Source organism: Paenibacillus sp. P46E (genome assembly GCF_001909095.1).
Lineage (GTDB): Bacteria > Bacillota > Bacilli > Paenibacillales > Paenibacillaceae > Paenibacillus_AQ > Paenibacillus_AQ helianthi.
Genome location: NZ_LVYZ01000061.1, coordinates 38,956 through 59,425, shown reverse-complemented (window position 1 = coordinate 59,425; position 20,470 = coordinate 38,956). Strand labels below are relative to the sequence as shown.

Sequence of the window (20,470 nt, the reverse complement as noted above, 5' to 3'; positions counted from 1 at the left end):
CTGCAAAATGGGGTGCTGAATTAGCGAAATCTAAATCAAAAGAGAGAATTTATATTGTAGAGCCAGTAGGTGATTTCGAGAATGATCCGAACTTAACGGATAAAAGATTCCCTGGAAACCCAACACGTTCATATCGGTCTAAATCGCCATTGAAAATATTAGCTGAATTAAGTTCATGGGAAAGACATTCCGATGAAGAAATAAATCATATGCTTATATCTTTGAAAAAACTAACTGAAGAAGGAAAGAATATAATATATGATTGAATCTTGCATTATAGCAGCCGCCTTTTTTTAGCCGGCTGCTTTTTTGTTGAATAACGGCCTGCAGCATGATATCTGGCAGAAATTAAACTCCGTGTGCGTCCGAAACAAAAAGTTTTCTTAAACCACCCAACCTTTTTCGTTTTCGCTGCAGTATATATTGGAGTGCCACTCGATAACAAGGAGCTTTTAGAACATGAATAAACAACATGCTGATCGTGTCATCAAGGATTACATCAAGCCGCTATATGGTTTTGCTTTGAACAAGACGGGAAAGATTGCCGAAGCCGAGGAGCTGGCGGGAAGAATTACGCTGGAAGTATACCAAGCACTTCTCAAAAAGACAGAGTTATTGGATCTGAACAGCTATGTCTTTAAGATTGCGCATTATGTGTGGGCGAAATTCGTAGGAGAGAAAGTGAAAGCTTCCAACCAAATGCAGATTGATGATAATGAGGTGATGTCCAGAGACGAGGGCTTTGACGAGATTATCCGTCAAGAAACGGCTGGCGCATTGCGGCGGGAAATAGCTTTTTTATCTCACCAGCAACGGGAAATCGTTGTCAAGTACTACTACGGTGGAATGAAAATTAGCGAAATCGCGGCTGAGATGGGTCTATCTGGCGGCACGATCAAGTGGCACTTATTTGAAGCTAAAAAGGAGCTGAAACACAAGATGAACACAATTCGATCGATGGGTAGTCTGGGCATCAATCCGATCCGCATGACAAATTTAGGGCATAGCGGATCCCCAGGAAACAAAGGCGACACCGCCGACTTTTTGGCGACAGCGATCAGACAAAACATCGCTTTCGGAGCGTATCACAAGCCGCTCACGGTTAATGAAATCGCCGAAGAACTGGGCATTTCACCTGTATTTATCGAGGATGAAATCGAACCACTGGAAGAATACGGTTTCATGGATAAACTACCGGGTGGAAAGTATCGTACTAATATGTACATCGAAGATCCGTCCTCTATAAAAAGCGAGGTATTACACTCATTGTACAAAGAATATGCGGAGATTGCCGTCGAGCATTATTTCAAGACGTTTTTCTCGATGGGTGAAGTGTTCCAAGAGACGGGTGTCTACATTCCAGGCGGCGATGTCAATCTGCTGTTGTGGAGCCTCATTCCGTATGCTGGTAATCAATTGAGCTTCAAAGAACACAATAAGGTTAGCCATGAAGAGGTTTCCGTCAGCCGAAAAGATGGCGGCCATTACGTCGCTCATGCAACGATCTACAGAGAGTTTAACGTCAGTTTTGATCCAAAACAATATTATTATTGCGGCGATATGAATCGGGATTCGGATGAACATGCACTAAGGGCATGGCAGGTCGATACGTGGTGGTGCGGCAGACAGGGCGGTTGGCGAGATAATCTGAGTTCTGACTTTGTCAGTCTGATGCATGTGATCAAAGGTGATTTACCACAGAACGATGTGAACATTGACGCCTATCGCCGTCTTTTCGACAAACAATATTTGCTGCGAACGGAATCTGACCTTGAAGTTAACATTGTTTATTGCAAGGATAAGCAAACAGGAGAACGTCTGCGTGCGGCGATTCCGCAACCGTCCGAACGAATCAAAGAAGCTGCGGCAAAATTGGATCAAGCTGTTTATCAAGTGAACCTCGATGGACAACCCGATCATGCACATAAATATGTGCGCTACTGGTCACAGAACTGCATGGCGTCGGGAATAATACGTGCCTTCGTACTCAAACATTTAGTGGACATCGGCATGTTAAAAGTGCCTGATCTGCATCGGAAAAATGGCATTTCCACAATCATGTTCATGAATTAAAGCTAGCTGCTTGACACAGAAGTAATTAGGAGCCATACTATATGTATGAACAACGATAAGAAAATACTAAATGACCTTGAAGCTATTCCCTCGCTTGTACAATCCAAGCGACAGATTGACCGCTATAACCTAGATATAGACGCGCAGGCTATACTCGTCGCGTCTAGGCTAATGGCAGCGGGAGCCCAGCTTGGGCATGCCTCGGAGATTCATTTCTCAAGATTCGGCTTATCAACAGGTCGATATCGTTTATTGGCAGATCTTGAAGATAACGAAGGAGAAGAGTTGCCATCGCAATTAGCTGAGCATCTAGGCGTTACACGTGCTACAGTGACAGGTCTGATCGACATTCTTGAACGGGATGGCCTAGTATCTAGGCGATTAAGCTCAGAAGATGGCCGCCAGAGATCGGTTCTTTTGACGGAAGAAGGAGCAAAGAAGCTGCGTGAAATGGCTCCAGAGCATTTCGCTTGGCTGGAAGCCATGGTGGGCTTACTCAGTATCGAGGAGCGCAGCGTATTTCTCGACTTGCTAGGCCGGGTCACACAAGGCATCTCTGCACTTACGGACGAACGAAGCTTGAAACCTAAGGGAAATATCAGTAATGAGTAAAATGGGCTAGTGATGCTAGCCTATTTTTACTCCTATATAGTTAGGTTCCTAATTATAATTTGCTGAAAGTAATCGATTGAATGATTTCTTAGAAGAAGGGAGCAACGAAATGAACCAGATAAAATGCCCGAATCAGACAGATGATGTTTACGGTATCAAGACTGTTGGTTCCAGGAAAAAGACTTTTGTACTGTGGCGTGAAGTTGTAATGGCCTATGCTGCTCCTGCCATCATGGCAGGTATTGGGGGATTGGTTACTGCTGATAGGGGGCTTCAAATAGGGGCATTAACCACAATCGGCGGTGCATCGGCCTTGATGGCCTTGATGATTGGCCTTTTGTTACGCAGCCGAGTAGGCCATATGCGATGGATCATCGGTGCACCTCACTTGGTTGTGGTAGGAGGGTTCGCATTGGCGGGGTCCTTGTATGGCCTATGCGCCGCATGGATAACATCTGATTTATTAGAAATTAGGATTCCCGGCAACCATTTGGCCTGGGCCGATCGCGTCTGGACCGATTTCCCGTTGTCTGGATTCATAGCAAGCACGATAGTGACATGGCGGTGGCGTCTTGCCGTCACAACTAATTTTTCACCCAAAAGGAGAATGAAAAAATGATCGTTATTGTGGGAGCAACAGGTACGATAGGCAGTGCGCTTTTGGAACGTTTGGTTGATCTTGGCGTGCCCGTCAGGGCGCTGAGCAGAGAGCCAGAGAAGTTGCGTAATCAGATTGGAGAAAAAGGCCAGTCTACTATCGAGATCGCATTGGCAGATGCTGCTGACCCCGAATCGCTGCGCCGCGCGTTTACAGGTGCCAGCCAGCTCTTTATCGCCATGTCCAACAGTCCAAGACAAATCGAATTGGAAACTTCAATCATTCAGATTGCAGCCGAATCTGGAATCAACCACATCGTGAAAATATCCAGCCCTGCCTTTGAGCAGAGTTCTCCAGTAGCAGTCGCGGGCTGGCATCAAGAAATCGAGAAAGTGCTGAGGGAATCAGGTCTCACCCGCACCGTGTTGCGCCCTTATGCATTCATGCAAAATTTAATGCGCCTTGCACCAACGATTACAACCCAAAATGTTTTCTTCGGCTCCATGGGCGATTCACCCTGTAACTTCATTGACTGCCGCGATATTGCAGATGTTGCCGCAGAAGCTCTAATCAACCCTGAGGTATCGGGCCAAATATATACGCTTACGGGTTCGGAGGTTTTCAGTTATCCCCAGATCGCGGGTCAACTATCCGCCCTGCTCAATCGGCCGATAAGTTACATCAACTTGAAACCCCAAGAACTGCACCGTAATCTTATCGAACACGGGCACATGCCTCCTTGGCTTGCGAACCACGTTGTGGAAATTCAAACCATGTCTACGGTGATTCCAGAAATTCCAAATGACACTGTGAAGCGCTTGCTTGGCAGGGAGCCGCGTACGCTAGACGCTTTTCTGCATGAGTGTGTAGAAAATTTCCGGTAGAGGTGGACCCCTCCTGTTTTGAGATTGGTGTCATTAGCAGCATCTAACGTGCAGACTGGCTTATTGCAGGAACGAGGATTTTTGACCTTAAGTCATGATAACAGGTAAGATAGTTTAAGGTGCATTCTGGTGAACCATATCATAGGGGAACGGGCGAGACTGCTTGGGGTGCATCGAATTTTAACCCGGTCTAGAGAACAGTATACCTAAGCGTATGCTTCCGAAGCTAGTTGTGCACGAAGTAAATCGAAGAAGTATATGCTAACAAAACTCTAAGGAGTGGTGTATATGGCGCGTGTTTTATTTATCAATGGCGGATCAGAGGGACACATCAATCCAACGATTGGAATTGTGCAAGAGCTTATTCTGCGTGGGGAAGAGGTGGTGTACTTTTGTGTAGAAGCTTATCGGGAGCGTATGGAGAAGACGGGGGCTTCGGTACGGACATTTGACGATCAAAAGTTTATAAAAGCCTTCATCTCAGGCGGGAGAGACTATGTACTCGAGAGAATTAACGGTCTTTTACTTACGGCAGATATCGTCATACCAAGCGTTCTTGAACAGATCGAAGGAGAGCATTTCGATTACATCATCCATGATTCCATGTTTGGTTGCGGACATATACTTGCTCAAATTCTTAAGCTTCCTGCAGTCAACTCTTGTACTTCTTTTGCACAGACAAAAGATTCATTCGATAAAATGCTGGAACCGTTTTTCACGAATGTCTCAACAGAAATATCTAAACCTATATACAATAAATTTCAAAGCCTGACGGCAATGATCAGGGAACAATACGAGGTGGAGATCCATTCTCCTTACGAAGTGTTTTGTAATCCTGCACCGCTTACAATTGTGTATACAACCAGAGAGTTTCAACCGGGTGAAGAAGCATTCGACCATACTTATAAATTTGTGGGTCCATCCATCTCTTCGAGATTCACCCAAGAAAACCTCGACTTACCGGCAATCAAGGGGAAGAACCTCATTTACATTTCACTGGGTACGGTATTTAACCAAGCCATCGATTTTTATAAGCTTTGTTTTGAGGCATTTAAGAACACAGATCATTCTATTGTTATGGCCATTGGAAATAAGGTTCAAATTTCAGATTTAGGAGAAGTTCCTAGAAACTTCATTGTAAAAAATTACGTTCCACAAACGGATGTCTTACAATACGCGGAATTATTCATTACTCATGGCGGAATGAACAGTACCCTGGAAAGTCTCTATTATGGGGTTCCTCTAATTGTAATCCCACAAAGCGCGGATCAGCCGGTCATTGCCAGACAAGTCGCCAACATCGGAGCAGGCATTCAATTACAAATGCAAAACTTGACCGTAATTCAACTGCGTGAAGCTGTAGACCATGTGACAGGCCACTCATCCTTCAAGAAAGTTGCCGTAAGACTTAGGGAATCCTTTCGCAAGGCTGGCGGGTATTATCAAGCCGTTGACGAGATATTAGACTTTAAAAGTCAATATCACATCTAAAGGCCAGGATTCGGTAAAAAGGGCTGACCCAAGCAGCCGTCTCATGGCTTTTGGGTCAGCTCCTCTGTGCTTGGCGGTTATTCATGCGAATTAAATTTTGGCTTCTCTAATCTGCTATTTTCACGCATGGCTCTCATCTGCCTTGCATGTCTTACATCACGGCGGCGTTCTCTCACTTTGAGTTGGCTAAGCATAATGATCAGCCCCAAAGTTCCGAGCACATAAGAAACCATATGATTCACTTCATTCCACATGTTTGTAGCAGTCAGAAGGGATACCGCTCCAATGATGGTTGCAATAATTCGCCCTGTATTCCTATTTTGCGTATCTATCAATTTGTTCTCAAAGGAACTTGATAGCTTTACCCGTAAATTTCCGCTATCCATTTTATCTACTGCCGAAATGAACTTCTTGGTTGTAGGAAGGATTCCCTTGAGAAGATTCTTGCCTTCATCTACAACGTTGGAGAAGACACTTCCCCGCAGATCGCTGCGCACAACCTCTTCAACATAAGGCTTAACGGTCCCAATCAAATCAAGCTCAGGGTCCAGTCCCGTACAAAGCCCATACACCGTGCCTATCGCTTTTCCCAAAAATGTTGTGTTTGCAGGTAATTGAAAGGGCTGAGAGTAGAGGAAATCCCGTAATTCTTCAACATTGTCACCTGATGTCACAAAACTGAGGTCAAACGTATCCCCGTTGATTTGTTCAAATAATGACGTAAGATTCCTTGAAAATACCTCTAAATCTCCATTCCGTCTTAAAAATCTCAAACGGGTAAGGGCATCGATAGCGCCGTGAGCATCTTTTAAATACACGGCCATTAGAAGGGCTACCATCTGCTCCTTCATATCATCGGGAATTCGTCCAACCATTCCAAAATCGATTAATGCGATGGTGCCGTCAGGCTGTACGAGAACATTGCCCGGGTGCGGGTCTGCGTGAAAGAAGCCTTCTAATAGAATCTGTTCTACGAAAATTTCTATTAGTGACTTTGCTAATTTAGTCTGGTCCACACCCCAAGCATCAAGCTGGGCAAAATTGTTGATTTTTACGCCTTCCAAAAACTCCATGGTTAACACCTTTGAAGTGGTATAGGACCAATGAATGGCTGGAACGACGACATCATCCCGATGGATAAACTGCAGCTGAAATTCCTCTGCATTTTGTCCCTCTTTTTGGTAATCGAGCTCTTCCATCACGGTGTCGTGAAACTCATCATACACCGCATCAAGGTCCATGAAGTCTGACATCTTTGTCCAGCGTTTCAATAATCGAATAGCAACTTGGATGGATTTCCAATCAATGGTAATAATGTCCTCGACTCCGGGACGCATTACTTTTACTGCGACGTCTTCACCTGTCCGTAATGTCGCCCGGTGTACCTGTCCTAAGGAAGCTGCTGCGATGGGAGCTGGACTAAACTCAGCAAAAATCTCGCTAATCGATGCTCCGAGTTCACGCTCTATCTTTTGCTGTATCTCGGAAAAATCCACGGAATCCACGGAATCCTGCAGCTTTGATAATTCATCGATGATTTCCTTCGGCAAAATATCCACCTGTGCACTAACATGCTGCCCAAGCTTGATAATTAATCCACCCATATCCATGGCGGTATTCGTGAAATACGCTGCCTGTTTTCGATATAAGGCTTTTGTTTTCGCCTCTAAGCGCCGCCCCGGAATAAAATACTTTTGCCTGCCCAGCCACCAGAAATCCCAGGCGAACTTGAAAATCATCCGCATGGTTCTCCTGAACCGGAGATCCTTCATCAATTTAAAGAATTCGCTCATTCTTTTTCAGCTGCTACAGGTTCTTTTTCATCGACCTCAGGTTCGTTATCCTCATCTTCAGGAATAGTAGTGTTTTTATCGAAGATCGCTTGGGCCATACTTTCAAACTTTTTGGAAGCGCTCATGAAGAAATCCGCAAATTTGTTGAACATTTCTGCTTTGACTAGAATGACGGCTCCTTTGCGCTTATTCCCGAAAACGATGAATTTCTCTCCTGGCTTGAGTTCAAGTTCTTCCCTTGCTTCTCTAGGAATAACAATTTGTCCTCTCTCACCCATTGAGGTTGTTCCCAGCACTTTGCCATGCCCGAATCCGTGACTGTTTTCTTTTTTTTGATGCATCATCAATCTCTCCTTTGATAAATAATCTACTTAATAGTATGATATTTCATACTAATCATATTTACAATGATTGTGTTGAGTTTTGAACCGGGAAAATACAATAAACGTAATTTTTTGTTACAATGAGACTACTGAACAGTTAGGGGCGGTGATCAACATGGGAAGAAAGCAGGCTTTTACCAAATCGGAGTTGCTTGACCAGACCAAGCAGTTGCTCCTGCAACACGGTTATGAGGGGTTTCAGCTTAAATTGTTATCGCAAAACCTGGTAGGGGCAAGAAGTACAATATACCAGTATTATGCCAATAAAGACGAGATCGTTGCTGCATGCATGAAGCGCGTAATGGAGAATGTACTACAAAAAACGTCAGCGATTGATGAGACGGATTGTATGGTCGCTCTTCAGAATCTGCTTACAGTATATCTGGAAGAGGCTGATTTCCATCAATTGCTTGGTGACGCCCATAAAATAAATACAGCCAATTCTGTTGCGGCAGCGAGTGATCTTGAATTTATTGAACAGGCACATGTCACTTTAAAAAATCAGCTTGAGCTATTGTTTGGTCGTGCGCAGGAAGAGGGACACTTACATAGAAGTATTCCACTTCCGGTCATCATCGGCGTCTATTTTAACCTTATTGAAACGCCTAATATGCTGAATATGCCTACGCCTGAGTGGAGTAAGCTATTGTATCAAATGTGGCTGGGGGGAGCTGGAAGGGACTGAGGTCCATTTCCATTTATTATATTTGACACTCGTGTCGAAAATGGTTCGTACTAGATTACACGAGATAGGATAATTAAAACGAGATACCAAATGTTTAATTTGACACTCGTGTCATTTATTTAAGAGGAGGAGAGGGATACACTATGTTCTTGGCATGGAAGGAATTGAAACATAACAAGACAAGGTTTGTGATGATTGCAGTCATTTTTGTGCTTATTTCTTGGTTGGTATTTGTTTTATCGGGTTTGGGGAATGGATTATCTACACTGGCGGCTTCGACATTTAAAACCATGAAGGCCGATTATGTGGTTTTCGAACAAGGGTCGAAAGCGTCAATGAGTAAATCTTTACTGTCTAATGAGTTGACCGCGAAATTAACAGAAATGCCGAATGTTAGTGCCGTTTCTCCAATGGGTACCATCATGGCATCTGCAATCAAAGGAAATGGTGCAGTCAATGAGGATAAAGTAGATATAGCTATTATTGGTATTGATCCGGGAAGCTTTTTAGAGCCGGCGATTATTGAAGGTGTGGGACTGACTACCGAGAATGTGACGAAAGTTATCGTCAATAAGACCATGAAAGATGAGGGATTTAAACTTGGGGACACCTTCAAGCTGGATGGTTCAACAGAATCATTGACTATTGCCGGTTTTGTCCAGAATCAGACGTACAACCATGTATCTGCTGTTTTCATACCTATTACAGAGTGGCGAAAACTTGCGTTTGCAGCACCAGGCTCAGACAAAGGGGTCACGGAACCAGTCAATGCAATTATGCTTCAAGGTAAGGATATTGACCCTAAGGCCATCAATGAAGAATTGACGGGGACCGAAACGGTTACCCGTGCAGCAGCGGTGCAGGGAATGCCCGGTTACAAAGAAGAGAATGGCACGATCATGATGATGCTTGCGTTCCTGCTTACGATCTCGGCATTCGTACTTGGTGTGTTCTTCTATGTATTTACAATGCAGAAGACGAACCAGTTCGGAATTATGAAGGCTATCGGGGCTAAAAATGGGTTCTTGGGCAAAGCTGTTGTCTCACAGGTGTTTGTTTTGTCGCTCTCTAGCATTATCGTCGGCATAATCCTAACTTATGGGTCAGCCGCTATCATGCCAAAAGGCATGCCGTTTATGCTTGAAACCAGGCTGGTAGTGACGTATTCCATCATTTTGTTAGTGATTTCCTTGCTTAGTTCCTTGGTGTCGGTACGCATGATTTCGAAAATTGATCCGCTTAAAGCGCTTGGGAGGGTTGAATAATGACTAAGGGATTGCAAATTACAGGAGCATCAAAATATTACAATGAAGGAATGAATCGTATTCCCGCACTAGATAACGTATCCATAAATGTGCAAACAGGAGAGTTTGTTGCGGTAGTGGGACCCTCCGGTTCGGGTAAAAGTACCTTCTTATCCGTTGCGGGTGCATTGCTTAAAGCCACTGAAGGAGAAGTTATATTAAATGGTCAGGATATATCGAAGCTGTCAGGCAACCAACTTTCCGACATCCGGTTGCGTGAGATTGGCTTCATCATGCAAGCTTCAAATTTGGTTCCATACCTGAATGTTCTTGACCAGTTGCTTGTGGTGAAGCGGATGTCGGGAAAAGTTACTGCAGCTGATAAAGCTTTTGCCGCAAAATTGCTTGAAGAACTAGGGCTAGGCGCCAAGTTGAAGAGCTACCCGGAGGAGCTGTCCGGGGGCGAGAAACAGCGTACCGCTATTGCCCGGGCGTTAATTAACGATCCCCATGTCATATTGGCCGACGAGCCTACAGCAAGCCTGGATACCAAACGCGCCCATGAAGTTGTCTCCCTGATTGCCCATGAGGTAAGAACACGCCATAAAGCGGCGATTATGGTGACTCATGATGACCGGATGCTCACCTACTGCGACAAGGTATACCGGATGGAAGACGGTAAATTATCGTTGGAGCAGGCAGGAAGGTTTGTATAGGGACGATGGGTAAAACAAAAAGGGTATAACAAAACAATCCGTAGCAGGTGCGATAGGCTTCTGCTACGGATTGTTTTACTTTTTAGAGCGCTTCGCCTACTTGGTGAACCCGCAGCAGGTTGGTAGTTCCGGTGCGGCCTGCAGGGACACCTGCGGTGATGACCACCAGATCTCCATCTTGCACGTAGCCGGCCGACTTGGCCAGTTCAACGGCGGCGGCTACGGCTGCATCAGTGCTGGAAGCGGACTCGCTGCGGAGCAGCGGCGTTACACCCCAAGTCAAGGATAGGGCATACAGTACGCTCTCCTTGGTGGACACAGCGATGACCGGTACAGCCGGCTTGTGCTTAGCGATGGTGCGGGCAGTAAGGCCGCTTTCGGTCAAGGCGAGAATAGCCTTGGCGGAGAGCACGAGGGCCGTATGGGCAACGGCTTCGCCGATGGCACCAGTTACGTCGGTGGAGCCGACTTCACCCTCACAGCTGCAGCGGCCGTAGCGTCCCAGGGCGGACTCGGCGCGGGTGGCGATGCGGGCCATGGTCTCGACAGACTCCAGCGGGTACTTGCCTGCAGCAGATTCGCCGGACAGCATAACGGAATCAGTGCCGTCGAAGATGGCGTTGGCGACGTCGCCCGCCTCCGCACGGGTTGGACGCGGATTCATCTGCATGGATTCCAGCATGTGGGTGGCGGTGATGACTGGTTTACCGGCCAAATTGCACTTCTTGATCATCTCTTTCTGAACCAGCGGCACGTCCTCCACTGGCAGGTCTACGCCCAGGTCGCCGCGGGCTACCATCAGGCCGTCGGCTACGCTCAGGATGGCGTCCAGGTTCTCCACGCCCTCGTCATTCTCGATCTTGGCGATCACTTGGATATGGCTGGCGTTGTGCTCGCTTAGGATCTGTTTAATCTCCAGAATGTCTTCGGCTTTGCGGACGAAGGATTGGGCGATGATGTCGATGTTCTGCTCAATGCCGAACTTGATGTGCCGGACGTCTTTCTCGGTGACCCCGGGAAGGCTGGTCTGGACGCCGGGAACGTTGACGCCCTTGCGCTGCTTCAGCTTGCCGCCGTTCTTGATAAGGCAGGTGATCTCGGTGCCTTCGGCATGTACGACCTCCAGACGGACCAGACCGTCATCGATCAGGATGATGCTGCCGGGCTTCACATCTTGGGGCAGCTGCTTGTAGGTGACTTGAATGCGGTCCTTGGTGCCGAGCACTTCCTCGGTGGTCAGAACCACGGCTTCACCCGGTACCAGCTCCGCGTAGTCTGAGGCCATTTTGCCGATGCGGATTTCCGGACCTTTGATGTCGAGCAGGACGGCAACGTACTGGTTCAGCTCCTTGGCTGCTTCCCGGATGCGCCGGATGCGCTCCGCGTGCTCGTCCAGCTCTCCGTGGGCGAAGTTCAGGCGGGCAACGTTCATACCGGCTTGGATCAGCTTCCGGAGCATTTCGGGGCTTTCGCTGGAGGGACCGATGGTGCAGACGATTTTAGTTTTGCGCATGACTTTTCTCTCCTTATATTTAACGTTGAACACTTGTGAAAACTTTCTCTAACTCATACAATAAAGCATAATGATTCATCAGAAAAATATATATATTTTCGTTATTCATCAATTTTGATGTAGAAGGCAGGTCATCTTATGAATCTTCACGCCCTTAAAATATTCCACACCATCGCTGAAAAAGGCGGAGTCACCCGCGCTGCGGAGGAACTACGGATCAGCCAGCCTGCGGTTACGGCACAAGTACGCAATCTGGAAAAAGAGCTGGGTATCCAACTGTTGGCCTCCAAGGGGCGTGGCATTCTATTGACCGATGCGGGTCAGATGCTGGCCAGCCATGCCAAACGGCTGTTCGCGCTGGAGCGTGAGCTGGATGAAGTGGTCCGGGAATACAAGGCCGGGTTCAGCGGTATCCTGCGGATCGTTGCCACCTACCTGCCAGCCAATCTGCTGCTGCCGGAATGGCTGGCTCTCTTCAAGCAGGAGCATCCTTCCGTGGAGGTGGTCTTGACCACAGCCAACTCCCGGGAAGCGGTGGAGAGGCTACTGCAGTATGATGCAGAGGTTGCCGTCTACGGAGGCGGCTGGGAAGAGCAGCCGGGTATCGAATGGGAGGAGCTTCTGGAGGATGAACTCTGGTTTATCGTACCCAAAAACCATCCATATGCCGGGAAGGAAATTACATTAGCGGAAATGATGAAGGTTCCCTTCATTCTGCGTGAAGAGGGAAGCTCTACCCGGGAGCGTCTTTTTTCCTTGTGCCGGGCTTTGAACGTGAATCCTCCCAAGGTCGGTCTGCAATTTAACGGGGTGAACGAGATGGTTCGGGCTGTTATGGCTGGCTACGGAGCCATCTTTATCTCCTCCCTGGCCGTAAGGGACAATGTCGGGCGTGGAGAAGTGGACCGTGTGAGGGTCAAAGGCGCTTCGCTGCTGAATCCGATTGCTGTCTGTACCCGGAAGCAGGAGACGTTGTCGCCGGCTGCGGAAGCATTCCTCTCCCTGGTCCGGGAACGTTCGAAAGGACGGGCAGAAAATTAACTGTTCCGACGAGTATTTTTTGAACGAACTAACACGTTTTTTTCAAAAGCTTATCCGATGGCCTTTTTTCCGCAAGTAGAATCAAGCAATGCAATTTCCATCACTCTACAATGACTATAGAGTGGTTGAAACGAGGTGAACAGTCGAATGCACGAGTGGCACAAGCAAATCCAAATCATCGTTAATGAAATTGACGAATGTATTAAGAATCGTAACAGTGAAGCTATAACGCTACGATTTCTTTCCCGCAAGTTAGGATATTCCGAATTTCATACTACGAGAAAATTCAAGGAAATATCGGGTATGCCATTTAGGGATTATCTGCGGAATAGAAAATTAGCCTTTGCACTAAAAGAGGTCCGGGATAGTGAGAGAAGCATTTTGGATATTGCTTTTGATTATGGTTTTTCATCACATGAAGCATTTACCAGGGCTTTCAAGGGAACATATGGTGTAACTCCAAGTGAATACCGGAAAAAGCCTATGCCTGTCGCCCTTCGTACAAAAATAAACTCTTTCGACCGCTACTTTTTCGGATTGGGAGAGATTGGGATGATCAAATCTGCAGATGAGGTTAACATTTATTTTGTAACCATTCCCGCACACCAATTTTTGCACATTAAAAACTATGAGAGTAACAGGTATTGGGATTTTTGGCAAAAGCAAAGTCTTCTTCCGGGACAGGACTGTGATACCATTTGCGGCTTACTCGATAGTATAAAGGGCAAATTGGATGACGATGGCGGGAGTGAATCTAACGGTGGCAGCGGTCAGATTATGGCTTACATTAATGACCCGGCTGGCAGACTCTGTGATTGGGGTATTCCACGTATAGAGTGTTTTGGTGTACGTCTTCCTTTGGATTATACAGGTGAAGTACCGCCACAAATGCTTATGATTGATGTTCCCGAAGCCGAGTATATTGTTTTTGAACATGGTCCATTCAATTATGAGCAGGCAAATCGTATTGTTGAGGAAAAGATGGAAAGTGCAATGGCAACTTTTGATTTTGCAGACAGCGGCTACTGCTTTGATAATTCTCCTGGGAGAATCATTTACGTGTATCATGATCCGGAACGGTTTTTGAAGTATATCAGGCCAGTACGGAAGCTATAGTCCATAAAAAGGACCTGCCTCAGACGATAGGCGCTTTACTCTGTATGGGCATTCGCCCAAGCGCCCTTTCCGCGAATGCATATGATGATTATGCATACTCATTGAAAGGAGCGATCACATATGGGATTTTTTCCAACGCCGGGAACCGGGGGAGGGTTTCCGGGCGGACCTGGCGTGCCGGGAGGTGGAGGTCCCGGGACTCCGGGACTTCCAGGAGGTGCACCGGGAGGCGTTCAAGCGCCGACGGCTCCTCCACCGCAATTCGTGCCGCAAATGTCGGCCACCACATTTGCCGTCGATCCCGGCGGGATCAGACGCTGCATGTTCCGTAACACATACATTTGGCTGAACAACGGCGAGCAATTCTGGTTCTACCCGGTATTCGTCGGGCGAAATTCGATTGCGGGGTTCAGATGGTTCGGTTTCTTCTGGGGATACTTCGGCATCGATTTGAATCGGATTAGCTCGTTCACCTGCTTCTAAGGCAGACAGCCAAAGAGAACAGCCTGCGGACTGTTCTCTTTGTTGTGCAACTTTTCGTATTGACGCTATCCTCCAAGACACTATTGCCCTACAATGCTTTTGATACCTGCCTCATAGAAAGGGTACATATTATCAAGCTCCATAATATGGGTTTGAATGGGTACACCATACATTAAAGCGAACAATTGACTTACAAATTCATTATATTGAGAAGGATGAATCGTTTTAATCTCCGAAAGATGGTACATAAAAACCTGCTGCAGACTCAGCGGCTCTACCTTTTGGTCAAAGGCATCCTTATTAAAGAGATAATACTCGTAAGGTGAAGGTTCGATAGCGGGTGGCTTTTCTGTAAGCTTACTGTAATATTGAATGAGCGATATCATGATTTTTTTCTTAATAAGATTAGTAAATACGGGAGACGTTAACTGAGATATAAGCCAATTGGTGGATACATATCTCGAAGTTTTTTTGATCACTACAAATATCAGGTTATCCCCCGGTCATGTCTGAATTGCTTGGGCGTCATCCCGGTATATTTCTTGAACACTTTGGTGAAGTAGCTTTGGTCGTTGAAATGAAGCCGGGTTGCGATATCCGAGAGGGTAATGCCCGGCAGCTCCATCAGACGTTTGGCTTCCCCGATCCGTTCCTGCTGAATGTAATCACTGACGGCCAGGCCGGTCTCTTTCTTGAACAGCTGGGACAGGTAACTGGCATTCAGCCCGGTCACCCCGGCAAGCTTGCTCAAGCTGAGTTCCTCGTATAAATGGTTGAAAATATAATTCTGGCACAGCGCAGAGGTGCGGGACAGCTTGGACCTGTGGTTGTCTTTCACATGATCGGCGAAGTCGCACAGCGCGGCTAGCAAGGCCCGGTCCACCGCCGGAATATCCTTCAGTTCTTCAATGTGTTGAATATGAAAGTCGCTCAGCGTGTAGGCAATCTCCCAGAACAGCCCTCCGTCCATGGCCGAGCGTGTTGCCAGGGTAATAGAGGTGATGGCGAGATTCTTTTTGCTGCGCAGCTGGCTGTTCTTGGAGAGCAATCCATACTGATCTTCGTTAAAACCCGCATGCGTCTGCAGCAGCCCTTCCTTGTCTCCATTCCGGATGTGTCTGAACAGCGCACGCTCTTGGCTTGGATCATGGTGCAGCCAGGTATTCTCCCGGCGGTAGGACAGATCCAGATCAGGTGCCCCGCCCTCTAGCTGCGCAGGTTGGAGCTTCAGTGAATCCAGCAGCAGTTCGTTGATGGTTAGGGCTTGGCCGGTTACCAGTGTATACAGCAGGATGGCCGCATGATACAACCGCATCCGGTCCAGTACGGGAAGCAAGTCGTAATATTGCAACCAGACCTCCAGCTGTCCAGAAGAAATATTATGGTCCCGCAGGAGGCTTGCCGCGGTTTCTTCGTTCATGGACGTATACAGTGAAGGGCCGATCACGAAGGTTACAGCCAGCTTCAGCTCACCAGATAATGGGAGTACAACGAAATTCTCCAGGTATGCCGTTGTGCAGATTTGCGGCAAAGCAGCAGTCCTACTTGCATCACTCCCGCTGTTCGCTGCATCCAGCACATGCTCCCGAACTTCTGCCAGCAGCCCCTGGCTGTCTTGAGCGGGAGGCCGGGCTTGGTAAAACTGGGGTAGTGCCTGCTCCGTTTCGCCCTCTGTATTCAGCCAAATGACCGGTATCCGGTAAGCCTCGTACAGCAACCTGCAGATATAAGGAATCCGTTCACCGTCCTCTAGATGATCAAGCATATTCTCTCACCTCACACCTAATGAAAATACCAATAATACAATGATTTTGCCATAAATCTACCGGGAAGTATATTAGAATGGAGACAAGAAAGCACTTTCAAGGAGGTATATGATGACTACTAACATAAAGCACCTCATTTCGCAAATGACGCTTGAAGAGAAGGCTGGACTCTGCTCGGGGCTGGATTTCTGGCATACCAAAGGCATTGAGCGGCTGGGTATCCCTTCTGTAATGGTGACCGATGGACCGCATGGACTACGTAAGCAGGCAGAAAGCGCCGACCATCTGGGTCTTCATAACAGTGTGCCTGCTACCTGTTTTCCTTCGGCGGCTGGACTCGCTTCTTCCTGGAACCGTGAGCTGATCCGCCGGGTAGGTGAAGCATTGGGCAGAGAATGCCAGGCTGAGGATGTAGCCGTCCTGCTGGGGCCGGGAGCGAATATCAAGCGTTCACCGCTGAATGGACGGAATTTCGAGTATTTCTCGGAAGACCCCTACTTATCATCGGAGATGGCTGCCAATCATATTCAGGGTGTGCAGAGCCAGGGTGTGGGGACATCGTTGAAGCACTTTGCCGCCAATAACCAGGAGCACCGCCGAATGTCTACCGATGCCGTCATTGATGAGCGGACGCTGCGGGAGATTTATCTGGCGAGCTTCGAAGGGGCCGTGAAGCAAAGCCAGCCCTGGAGCGTCATGTGCTCCTACAACCGGGTGAATGGTGAATACGCTTCGGAGAGCGAAACGCTGCTAACCCGGATTCTGCGGGACGAATGGGGCTTCGAAGGCTTCGTAGTGTCCGACTGGGGAGCGGTGAACGAACGGGTAAAGGCGCTACAGGCAGGACTTGAGCTGGAAATGCCTTCTAGCGGAGGGATCGGTGACGCCAAAATCGTTGCCGCCGTGAACAGCGGCGAGCTGTCCATGGAGACGCTGGACCTTGCGGTGGAGCGGCTGCTGAACTTTATTGGTAAACGGACAGAGAACCGAATTGAGAACGCTTCGTTCGATCCGGAGGAGCATCACCGGCTTGCCCGTGAAGTGGCCAGGGAGAGCATGGTGCTGCTGAAGAATGAAGACAACCTGCTCCCGCTTGCCCAAGAAGGCAAGATTGCCATCATTGGAGAATTTGCCAAGAAGCCGCGTTATCAGGGCGGCGGAAGCTCGCATGTGAATCCGACGAAGCTGGATGATGCTTTTGCGGAACTACAGGCGGTGGCGGGAGCCTCCGCAAGCTTCCAGTATGCGCAGGGCTATGAACTGGGTAGTGATGAGATTAATGAGGAGCTTATGCGTGAGGCGTGTGAGGCGGCACTTCATTCAGAAGTCGCAGTGTTGTTCCTTGGATTGCCGGACAGATACGAGTCGGAGGGTTATGACCGCAGCCATCTGTCACTGCCCGCAAGCCATATTGCGCTGATTGAAGCGGTGGCTGAGGTGCAGAAGAATTTGATCGTCGTCCTTAGTAACGGATCTCCGGTAGAAATGCCATGGCTAGGCAAGATAAAGGCGGTTCTGGAAGGCTACCTGGGCGGACAGGCCTTTGGCGGGGCGGTTGCTGATCTGCTCTTCGGCGCTGTAAGTCCAAGCGGTAAGCTGGCGGAGACATTCCCGGTGAAGCTGAGCGATAATCCGTCCTTCCTGAATTTCCCCGGTGAAGGGGATAAGGTGGAGTATAAGGAAGGCTTGTTCGTCGGCTACCGCTATTATGATAAAAAAGAGCTGGAGCCGCTGTTCCCGTTTGGTTTCGGCCTGAGCTACACCGAATTCGAGTACAGTCATCTGGTGCTGGATAAAACCGCCATTAACGATACGGAAACCGTGCAGGTCAGCGTAACCATAAAGAATACCGGCAGCCGGGCCGGACAGGAGATTGTGCAGCTCTATGTAAGTGACGTTGAGAGCAGCTTTATCCGTCCACTGCAGGAGCTGAAGGGCTTCCAGAAGGTGGCGCTGCAGCCCGGGGAAGCGCGTGAGGTTTCTTTTACACTGAATAAACGCGCCTTTGCCTATTACAATGTGGGGCTTAGTGATTGGCATGTGGAGAGCGGAACCTTCCGGATTGGGATCGGAGCGTCATCCCGCGATATCCGCCTAAATGCTACACTTGAAGTGGCTTCCACGACTGAAATGGCAGTAAGCTTTCACCGGAATACTACAGTGGGGGATCTCCTGGACAATCCGCTTACAGCAGAGACCGCGAAGAAATTCAGCAGTATTTTCGGGCTCGAAAGTGCGATGGAGGATAATCCGGAGATGTTCCTGGCGATGATGAAATATATGCCGCTACGGGCCATGATCGGCTTCGGGCAGGGGAAATATACCGAAGCGGATCTGGCTCAGGATCTAAGCGAGCTGAATGCTCTGGTAGCAGCGAAATAAAATCCGCAGAAGCTTGTTATTCCTTTCAGGCTCTTCGTGGGGATTGAAAAAGGCAGCAGCCCTTTACCGGGGGTTCGCTGCCTTTTGGGTTAGTTGTAGACAGAAACTTCAGATTGCACCGTTTCACAATAAACGGATTAAAATAGTCCAATCCCCGATCTCCAGATTGTCCATTTCATCCGTGATGAAGACAAGTTATAATGAAAGCGCAATCATGAATCTGGGGCAGGACTGTCCACAGAAAAGAATAGATGAGTTTCTGAATTCAATGCTCAAATGGAGGTATAGACGATGACGAATATACAGCTAAAATGGTTCTCCAGCACAGAAAATGCCCCTTGGACCGAACGCGGGGCAGACGAGGCTGAAGTCTCTGGAACGGAGGAGGCTGCACCGGCTAATCTAACCATTACCGACGATATTTATCAAACGCTCGAGGGCTTTGGCGGCTGCTTCAATGAACTCGGCTATGCTGTTCTGTGCAATCTGCCCGAGGGCGAGAGAGCCAGAGTGATGCATAACTTGTTCCATCCTGAGGGCGAGCAGCGCTTCAGTATCTGCAGGCTGCCTATCGGAGCCAGCGATTATGCGCTGGATTGGTACAGCTTGAACGAAACGGATGGCGATTACGCCATGGAGCATTTCTCGATTGAACGTGACAGACAGCTGCTGATTCCCTATATCAAGGAAGCCCTCGCGCTGAACCCGGAGCTGAAGTTATTCGCTTCTCCCTGGAGTCCGCCAACCTGGATGAAATTTCCTAAAGCCTATAACTATGGCACACTTCGCTGGGAGCCGGAGATCCTTGCCGCGTATGCCCTCTATTTCGTGAAGTTCGTGGAAGCCTACAGGCAAGAGGGGATTACCATACATCAGGTTCATGTGCAGAATGAAGTAGTTGCCGACCAAAAGTTCCCGTCCTGTGTCTGGACTGGCGAGCAGCTCAAAATTTTTATCCGCGATTATCTCGGACCGGCCTTCGAGGAGCATGGGCTGGATACGGAAATATGGCTTGGCACGATCAATGCCCCGGAGCCGTGGGATGAATGGCTAAAGAAGAAATCCAATGATTATGATGCCTTTGCCGGTGTGGTGCTTGGTGATCCGGAGGCTTATAAATACGTCAAAGGCGTTGGCTATCAATGGGCAGGCAAGCATGCGATTCAGCGTACAGTGCAGAGCTATCCGGAGCTTCGCTATATGCAGACGGAAAATGAATGCGGCGATGGCGAGAACACCTGGTTTTACGCCAAATATATATTTGGCCTGTACCAGCACTATTTTATGAACGGTGTAAACGCTTATATCTATTGGAATATGGCGCTTGCTCCGCAAGGACGCAGCACCTGGGGCTGGGAACAGAATTCTATGCTGACCATTGATCCTGCCTCAAGGCAGACCATCCGCAATCCGGAGTACTACGTGATGAAGCATTTCTCCCGTTTTGCCGCGCCGGGTTCGGTAAGGGTTGGGCTGAAGGGGCCATGGAGCGGACATGCTGTCGCTTTCCGTACGCCCGAGGACAAGCTGACGCTGGTTATTGCGAACCCTTATATGGAGGAACGGATGCTGCATCTGCGCAGCGGGTCATTGCTGATTTCCTTCAAGCTGGAAGCGGAATCTTTTCATACCCTTGTGGTGGGTTGATTAGAGCATAGCTATATTCTAAGGAACTAACGTCCGGAACATG

General features: G+C 48.1%; 19 protein-coding genes. 14 read left to right on the top strand and 5 right to left on the bottom strand.

The window, feature by feature from the left end; genetic code table 11:
- The 6 genes from A3849_RS23470 to A3849_RS23445 form a co-directional block, all read left to right on the top strand.
- The coding region (locus A3849_RS23470; protein WP_178382784.1) for an NAD(+)--rifampin ADP-ribosyltransferase at positions 1–266 on the top strand (266 nt) is incomplete at its 5' end.
- Between the two features lie 193 nt (positions 267–459).
- Positions 460–2,073 (top strand): sigma-70 family RNA polymerase sigma factor, encoded by a 1,614-nt coding sequence (locus tag A3849_RS23465; RefSeq protein WP_074113563.1) that lies wholly within the window; start codon positions 460–462, stop codon positions 2,071–2,073.
- Positions 2,074–2,118: 45 nt separating this feature from the next.
- Complete coding sequence (locus tag A3849_RS23460; RefSeq protein WP_074113562.1) at positions 2,119–2,685, top strand: MarR family winged helix-turn-helix transcriptional regulator; 567 nt, start codon at positions 2,119–2,121, stop codon at positions 2,683–2,685.
- 109 nt (positions 2,686–2,794) lie between these two features.
- On the top strand, positions 2,795–3,304 hold the full coding sequence (locus A3849_RS23455; RefSeq protein ID WP_074113561.1) for a hypothetical protein: 510 nt from the start codon (positions 2,795–2,797) through the stop codon (positions 3,302–3,304).
- Positions 3,301–4,167: an SDR family oxidoreductase gene (locus A3849_RS23450; protein WP_074113560.1), complete on the top strand. Its 867-nt coding sequence runs from the start codon at positions 3,301–3,303 to the stop codon at positions 4,165–4,167. The genes A3849_RS23455 and A3849_RS23450 overlap by 4 nt, the downstream gene beginning before the upstream one ends.
- 288 nt (positions 4,168–4,455) lie before the next feature.
- A complete protein-coding gene (locus A3849_RS23445) occupies positions 4,456–5,658 on the top strand; it encodes a macrolide family glycosyltransferase (protein ID WP_074113559.1) in 1,203 nt (400 codons plus the stop codon).
- Between the two features lie 77 nt (positions 5,659–5,735).
- Here the strand turns inward: A3849_RS23445 and A3849_RS23440 are convergent, their stop codons facing one another.
- On the bottom strand, positions 5,736–7,397 hold the full coding sequence (locus tag A3849_RS23440; RefSeq protein WP_074113558.1) for an ABC1 kinase family protein: 1,662 nt from the start codon (positions 7,395–7,397) through the stop codon (positions 5,736–5,738).
- Positions 7,398–7,447: 50 nt separating this feature from the next.
- Positions 7,448–7,792 carry an AbrB/MazE/SpoVT family DNA-binding domain-containing protein gene (locus A3849_RS23435; protein WP_074113557.1) on the bottom strand — a complete coding sequence of 115 codons (345 nt, stop codon included), beginning with the start codon at positions 7,790–7,792 and terminating at the stop codon, positions 7,448–7,450.
- A gap of 157 nt (positions 7,793–7,949) precedes the next feature.
- Here A3849_RS23435 and A3849_RS23430 point away from each other — a divergent pair, with 157 nt between their 5' ends.
- From A3849_RS23430 to A3849_RS23420, 3 genes are all read left to right on the top strand, one after another.
- Complete coding sequence (locus A3849_RS23430; RefSeq protein ID WP_074113556.1) at positions 7,950–8,519, top strand: TetR/AcrR family transcriptional regulator; 570 nt, start codon at positions 7,950–7,952, stop codon at positions 8,517–8,519.
- Between the two features lie 143 nt (positions 8,520–8,662).
- Positions 8,663–9,784, top strand: a complete 1,122-nt coding sequence (locus tag A3849_RS23425; protein WP_074113555.1) for an ABC transporter permease — start codon at positions 8,663–8,665, stop codon at positions 9,782–9,784.
- Positions 9,784–10,479 (top strand): ABC transporter ATP-binding protein, encoded by a 696-nt coding sequence (locus A3849_RS23420; RefSeq protein WP_074113554.1) that lies wholly within the window; start codon positions 9,784–9,786, stop codon positions 10,477–10,479. The genes A3849_RS23425 and A3849_RS23420 overlap by 1 nt, the downstream gene beginning before the upstream one ends.
- Positions 10,480–10,561: 82 nt before the next feature.
- Here the strand turns inward: A3849_RS23420 and pyk are convergent, their stop codons facing one another.
- Positions 10,562–11,992 (bottom strand): pyruvate kinase, encoded by a 1,431-nt coding sequence (gene pyk / locus A3849_RS23415; protein WP_074113553.1) that lies wholly within the window; start codon positions 11,990–11,992, stop codon positions 10,562–10,564.
- Positions 11,993–12,130: 138 nt separating this feature from the next.
- Between pyk and A3849_RS23410 the strand changes: the two genes are divergently transcribed.
- The 3 genes from A3849_RS23410 (at position 12,131) to A3849_RS23400 (ending at position 14,632) form a co-directional block, all read left to right on the top strand.
- Positions 12,131–13,033 carry a LysR family transcriptional regulator gene (locus A3849_RS23410; protein ID WP_074113552.1) on the top strand — a complete coding sequence of 301 codons (903 nt, stop codon included), beginning with the start codon at positions 12,131–12,133 and terminating at the stop codon, positions 13,031–13,033.
- A gap of 147 nt (positions 13,034–13,180) precedes the next feature.
- Positions 13,181–14,149, top strand: coding sequence for a helix-turn-helix transcriptional regulator (locus A3849_RS23405; protein WP_074113551.1), 969 nt, complete (start codon positions 13,181–13,183; stop codon positions 14,147–14,149).
- Positions 14,150–14,269: 120 nt separating this feature from the next.
- Positions 14,270–14,632 (top strand): transporter, encoded by a 363-nt coding sequence (locus tag A3849_RS23400; RefSeq protein ID WP_074113550.1) that lies wholly within the window; start codon positions 14,270–14,272, stop codon positions 14,630–14,632.
- Between the two features lie 80 nt (positions 14,633–14,712).
- Here A3849_RS23400 and A3849_RS23395 read toward each other — a convergent pair whose 3' ends face one another.
- Together A3849_RS23395 and A3849_RS23390 are read right to left on the bottom strand one after the other, a co-directional pair.
- Positions 14,713–15,018, bottom strand: coding sequence for a hypothetical protein (locus tag A3849_RS23395; RefSeq protein WP_074113549.1), 306 nt, complete (start codon positions 15,016–15,018; stop codon positions 14,713–14,715).
- 101 nt (positions 15,019–15,119) lie between these two features.
- Entirely contained in the window at positions 15,120–16,397 is a 1,278-nt protein-coding gene (locus tag A3849_RS23390; RefSeq protein WP_074113548.1) for a helix-turn-helix domain-containing protein, read from the bottom strand.
- A 112-nt stretch (positions 16,398–16,509) separates the two neighbouring features.
- On the opposite strand from A3849_RS23390, the gene A3849_RS23385 reads away from it, so the two are divergent.
- Both A3849_RS23385 and A3849_RS23380 read left to right on the top strand, forming a co-directional pair.
- Positions 16,510–18,780 carry a glycoside hydrolase family 3 C-terminal domain-containing protein gene (locus A3849_RS23385; RefSeq protein WP_074113547.1) on the top strand — a complete coding sequence of 757 codons (2,271 nt, stop codon included), beginning with the start codon at positions 16,510–16,512 and terminating at the stop codon, positions 18,778–18,780.
- 291 nt (positions 18,781–19,071) lie between these two features.
- Positions 19,072–20,427 carry a glycoside hydrolase family 30 protein gene (locus tag A3849_RS23380; RefSeq protein WP_074113546.1) on the top strand — a complete coding sequence of 452 codons (1,356 nt, stop codon included), beginning with the start codon at positions 19,072–19,074 and terminating at the stop codon, positions 20,425–20,427.
- Positions 20,428–20,470 lie beyond the last annotated feature (43 nt).

Coding starts and splice junctions, on each gene's coding strand:
- A3849_RS23465 (WP_074113563.1), top strand. CDS start 460: ATGAATAAACAACATGCTGATCGTGTCATCAAGGATTACATCAAGCCG.
- A3849_RS23460 (WP_074113562.1), top strand. CDS start 2,119: ATGAACAACGATAAGAAAATACTAAATGACCTTGAAGCTATTCCCTCG.
- A3849_RS23455 (WP_074113561.1), top strand. CDS start 2,795: ATGAACCAGATAAAATGCCCGAATCAGACAGATGATGTTTACGGTATC.
- A3849_RS23450 (WP_074113560.1), top strand. CDS start 3,301: ATGATCGTTATTGTGGGAGCAACAGGTACGATAGGCAGTGCGCTTTTG.
- A3849_RS23445 (WP_074113559.1), top strand. CDS start 4,456: ATGGCGCGTGTTTTATTTATCAATGGCGGATCAGAGGGACACATCAAT.
- A3849_RS23440 (WP_074113558.1), bottom strand. CDS start 7,397: ATGATTTTCAAGTTCGCCTGGGATTTCTGGTGGCTGGGCAGGCAAAAG.
- A3849_RS23435 (WP_074113557.1), bottom strand. CDS start 7,792: ATGCATCAAAAAAAAGAAAACAGTCACGGATTCGGGCATGGCAAAGTG.
- A3849_RS23430 (WP_074113556.1), top strand. CDS start 7,950: ATGGGAAGAAAGCAGGCTTTTACCAAATCGGAGTTGCTTGACCAGACC.
- A3849_RS23425 (WP_074113555.1), top strand. CDS start 8,663: ATGTTCTTGGCATGGAAGGAATTGAAACATAACAAGACAAGGTTTGTG.
- A3849_RS23420 (WP_074113554.1), top strand. CDS start 9,784: ATGACTAAGGGATTGCAAATTACAGGAGCATCAAAATATTACAATGAA.
- pyk (WP_074113553.1), bottom strand. CDS start 11,992: ATGCGCAAAACTAAAATCGTCTGCACCATCGGTCCCTCCAGCGAAAGC.
- A3849_RS23410 (WP_074113552.1), top strand. CDS start 12,131: ATGAATCTTCACGCCCTTAAAATATTCCACACCATCGCTGAAAAAGGC.
- A3849_RS23405 (WP_074113551.1), top strand. CDS start 13,181: ATGCACGAGTGGCACAAGCAAATCCAAATCATCGTTAATGAAATTGAC.
- A3849_RS23400 (WP_074113550.1), top strand. CDS start 14,270: ATGGGATTTTTTCCAACGCCGGGAACCGGGGGAGGGTTTCCGGGCGGA.
- A3849_RS23395 (WP_074113549.1), bottom strand. CDS start 15,018: ATGATATCGCTCATTCAATATTACAGTAAGCTTACAGAAAAGCCACCC.
- A3849_RS23390 (WP_074113548.1), bottom strand. CDS start 16,397: ATGCTTGATCATCTAGAGGACGGTGAACGGATTCCTTATATCTGCAGG.
- A3849_RS23385 (WP_074113547.1), top strand. CDS start 16,510: ATGACTACTAACATAAAGCACCTCATTTCGCAAATGACGCTTGAAGAG.
- A3849_RS23380 (WP_074113546.1), top strand. CDS start 19,072: ATGACGAATATACAGCTAAAATGGTTCTCCAGCACAGAAAATGCCCCT.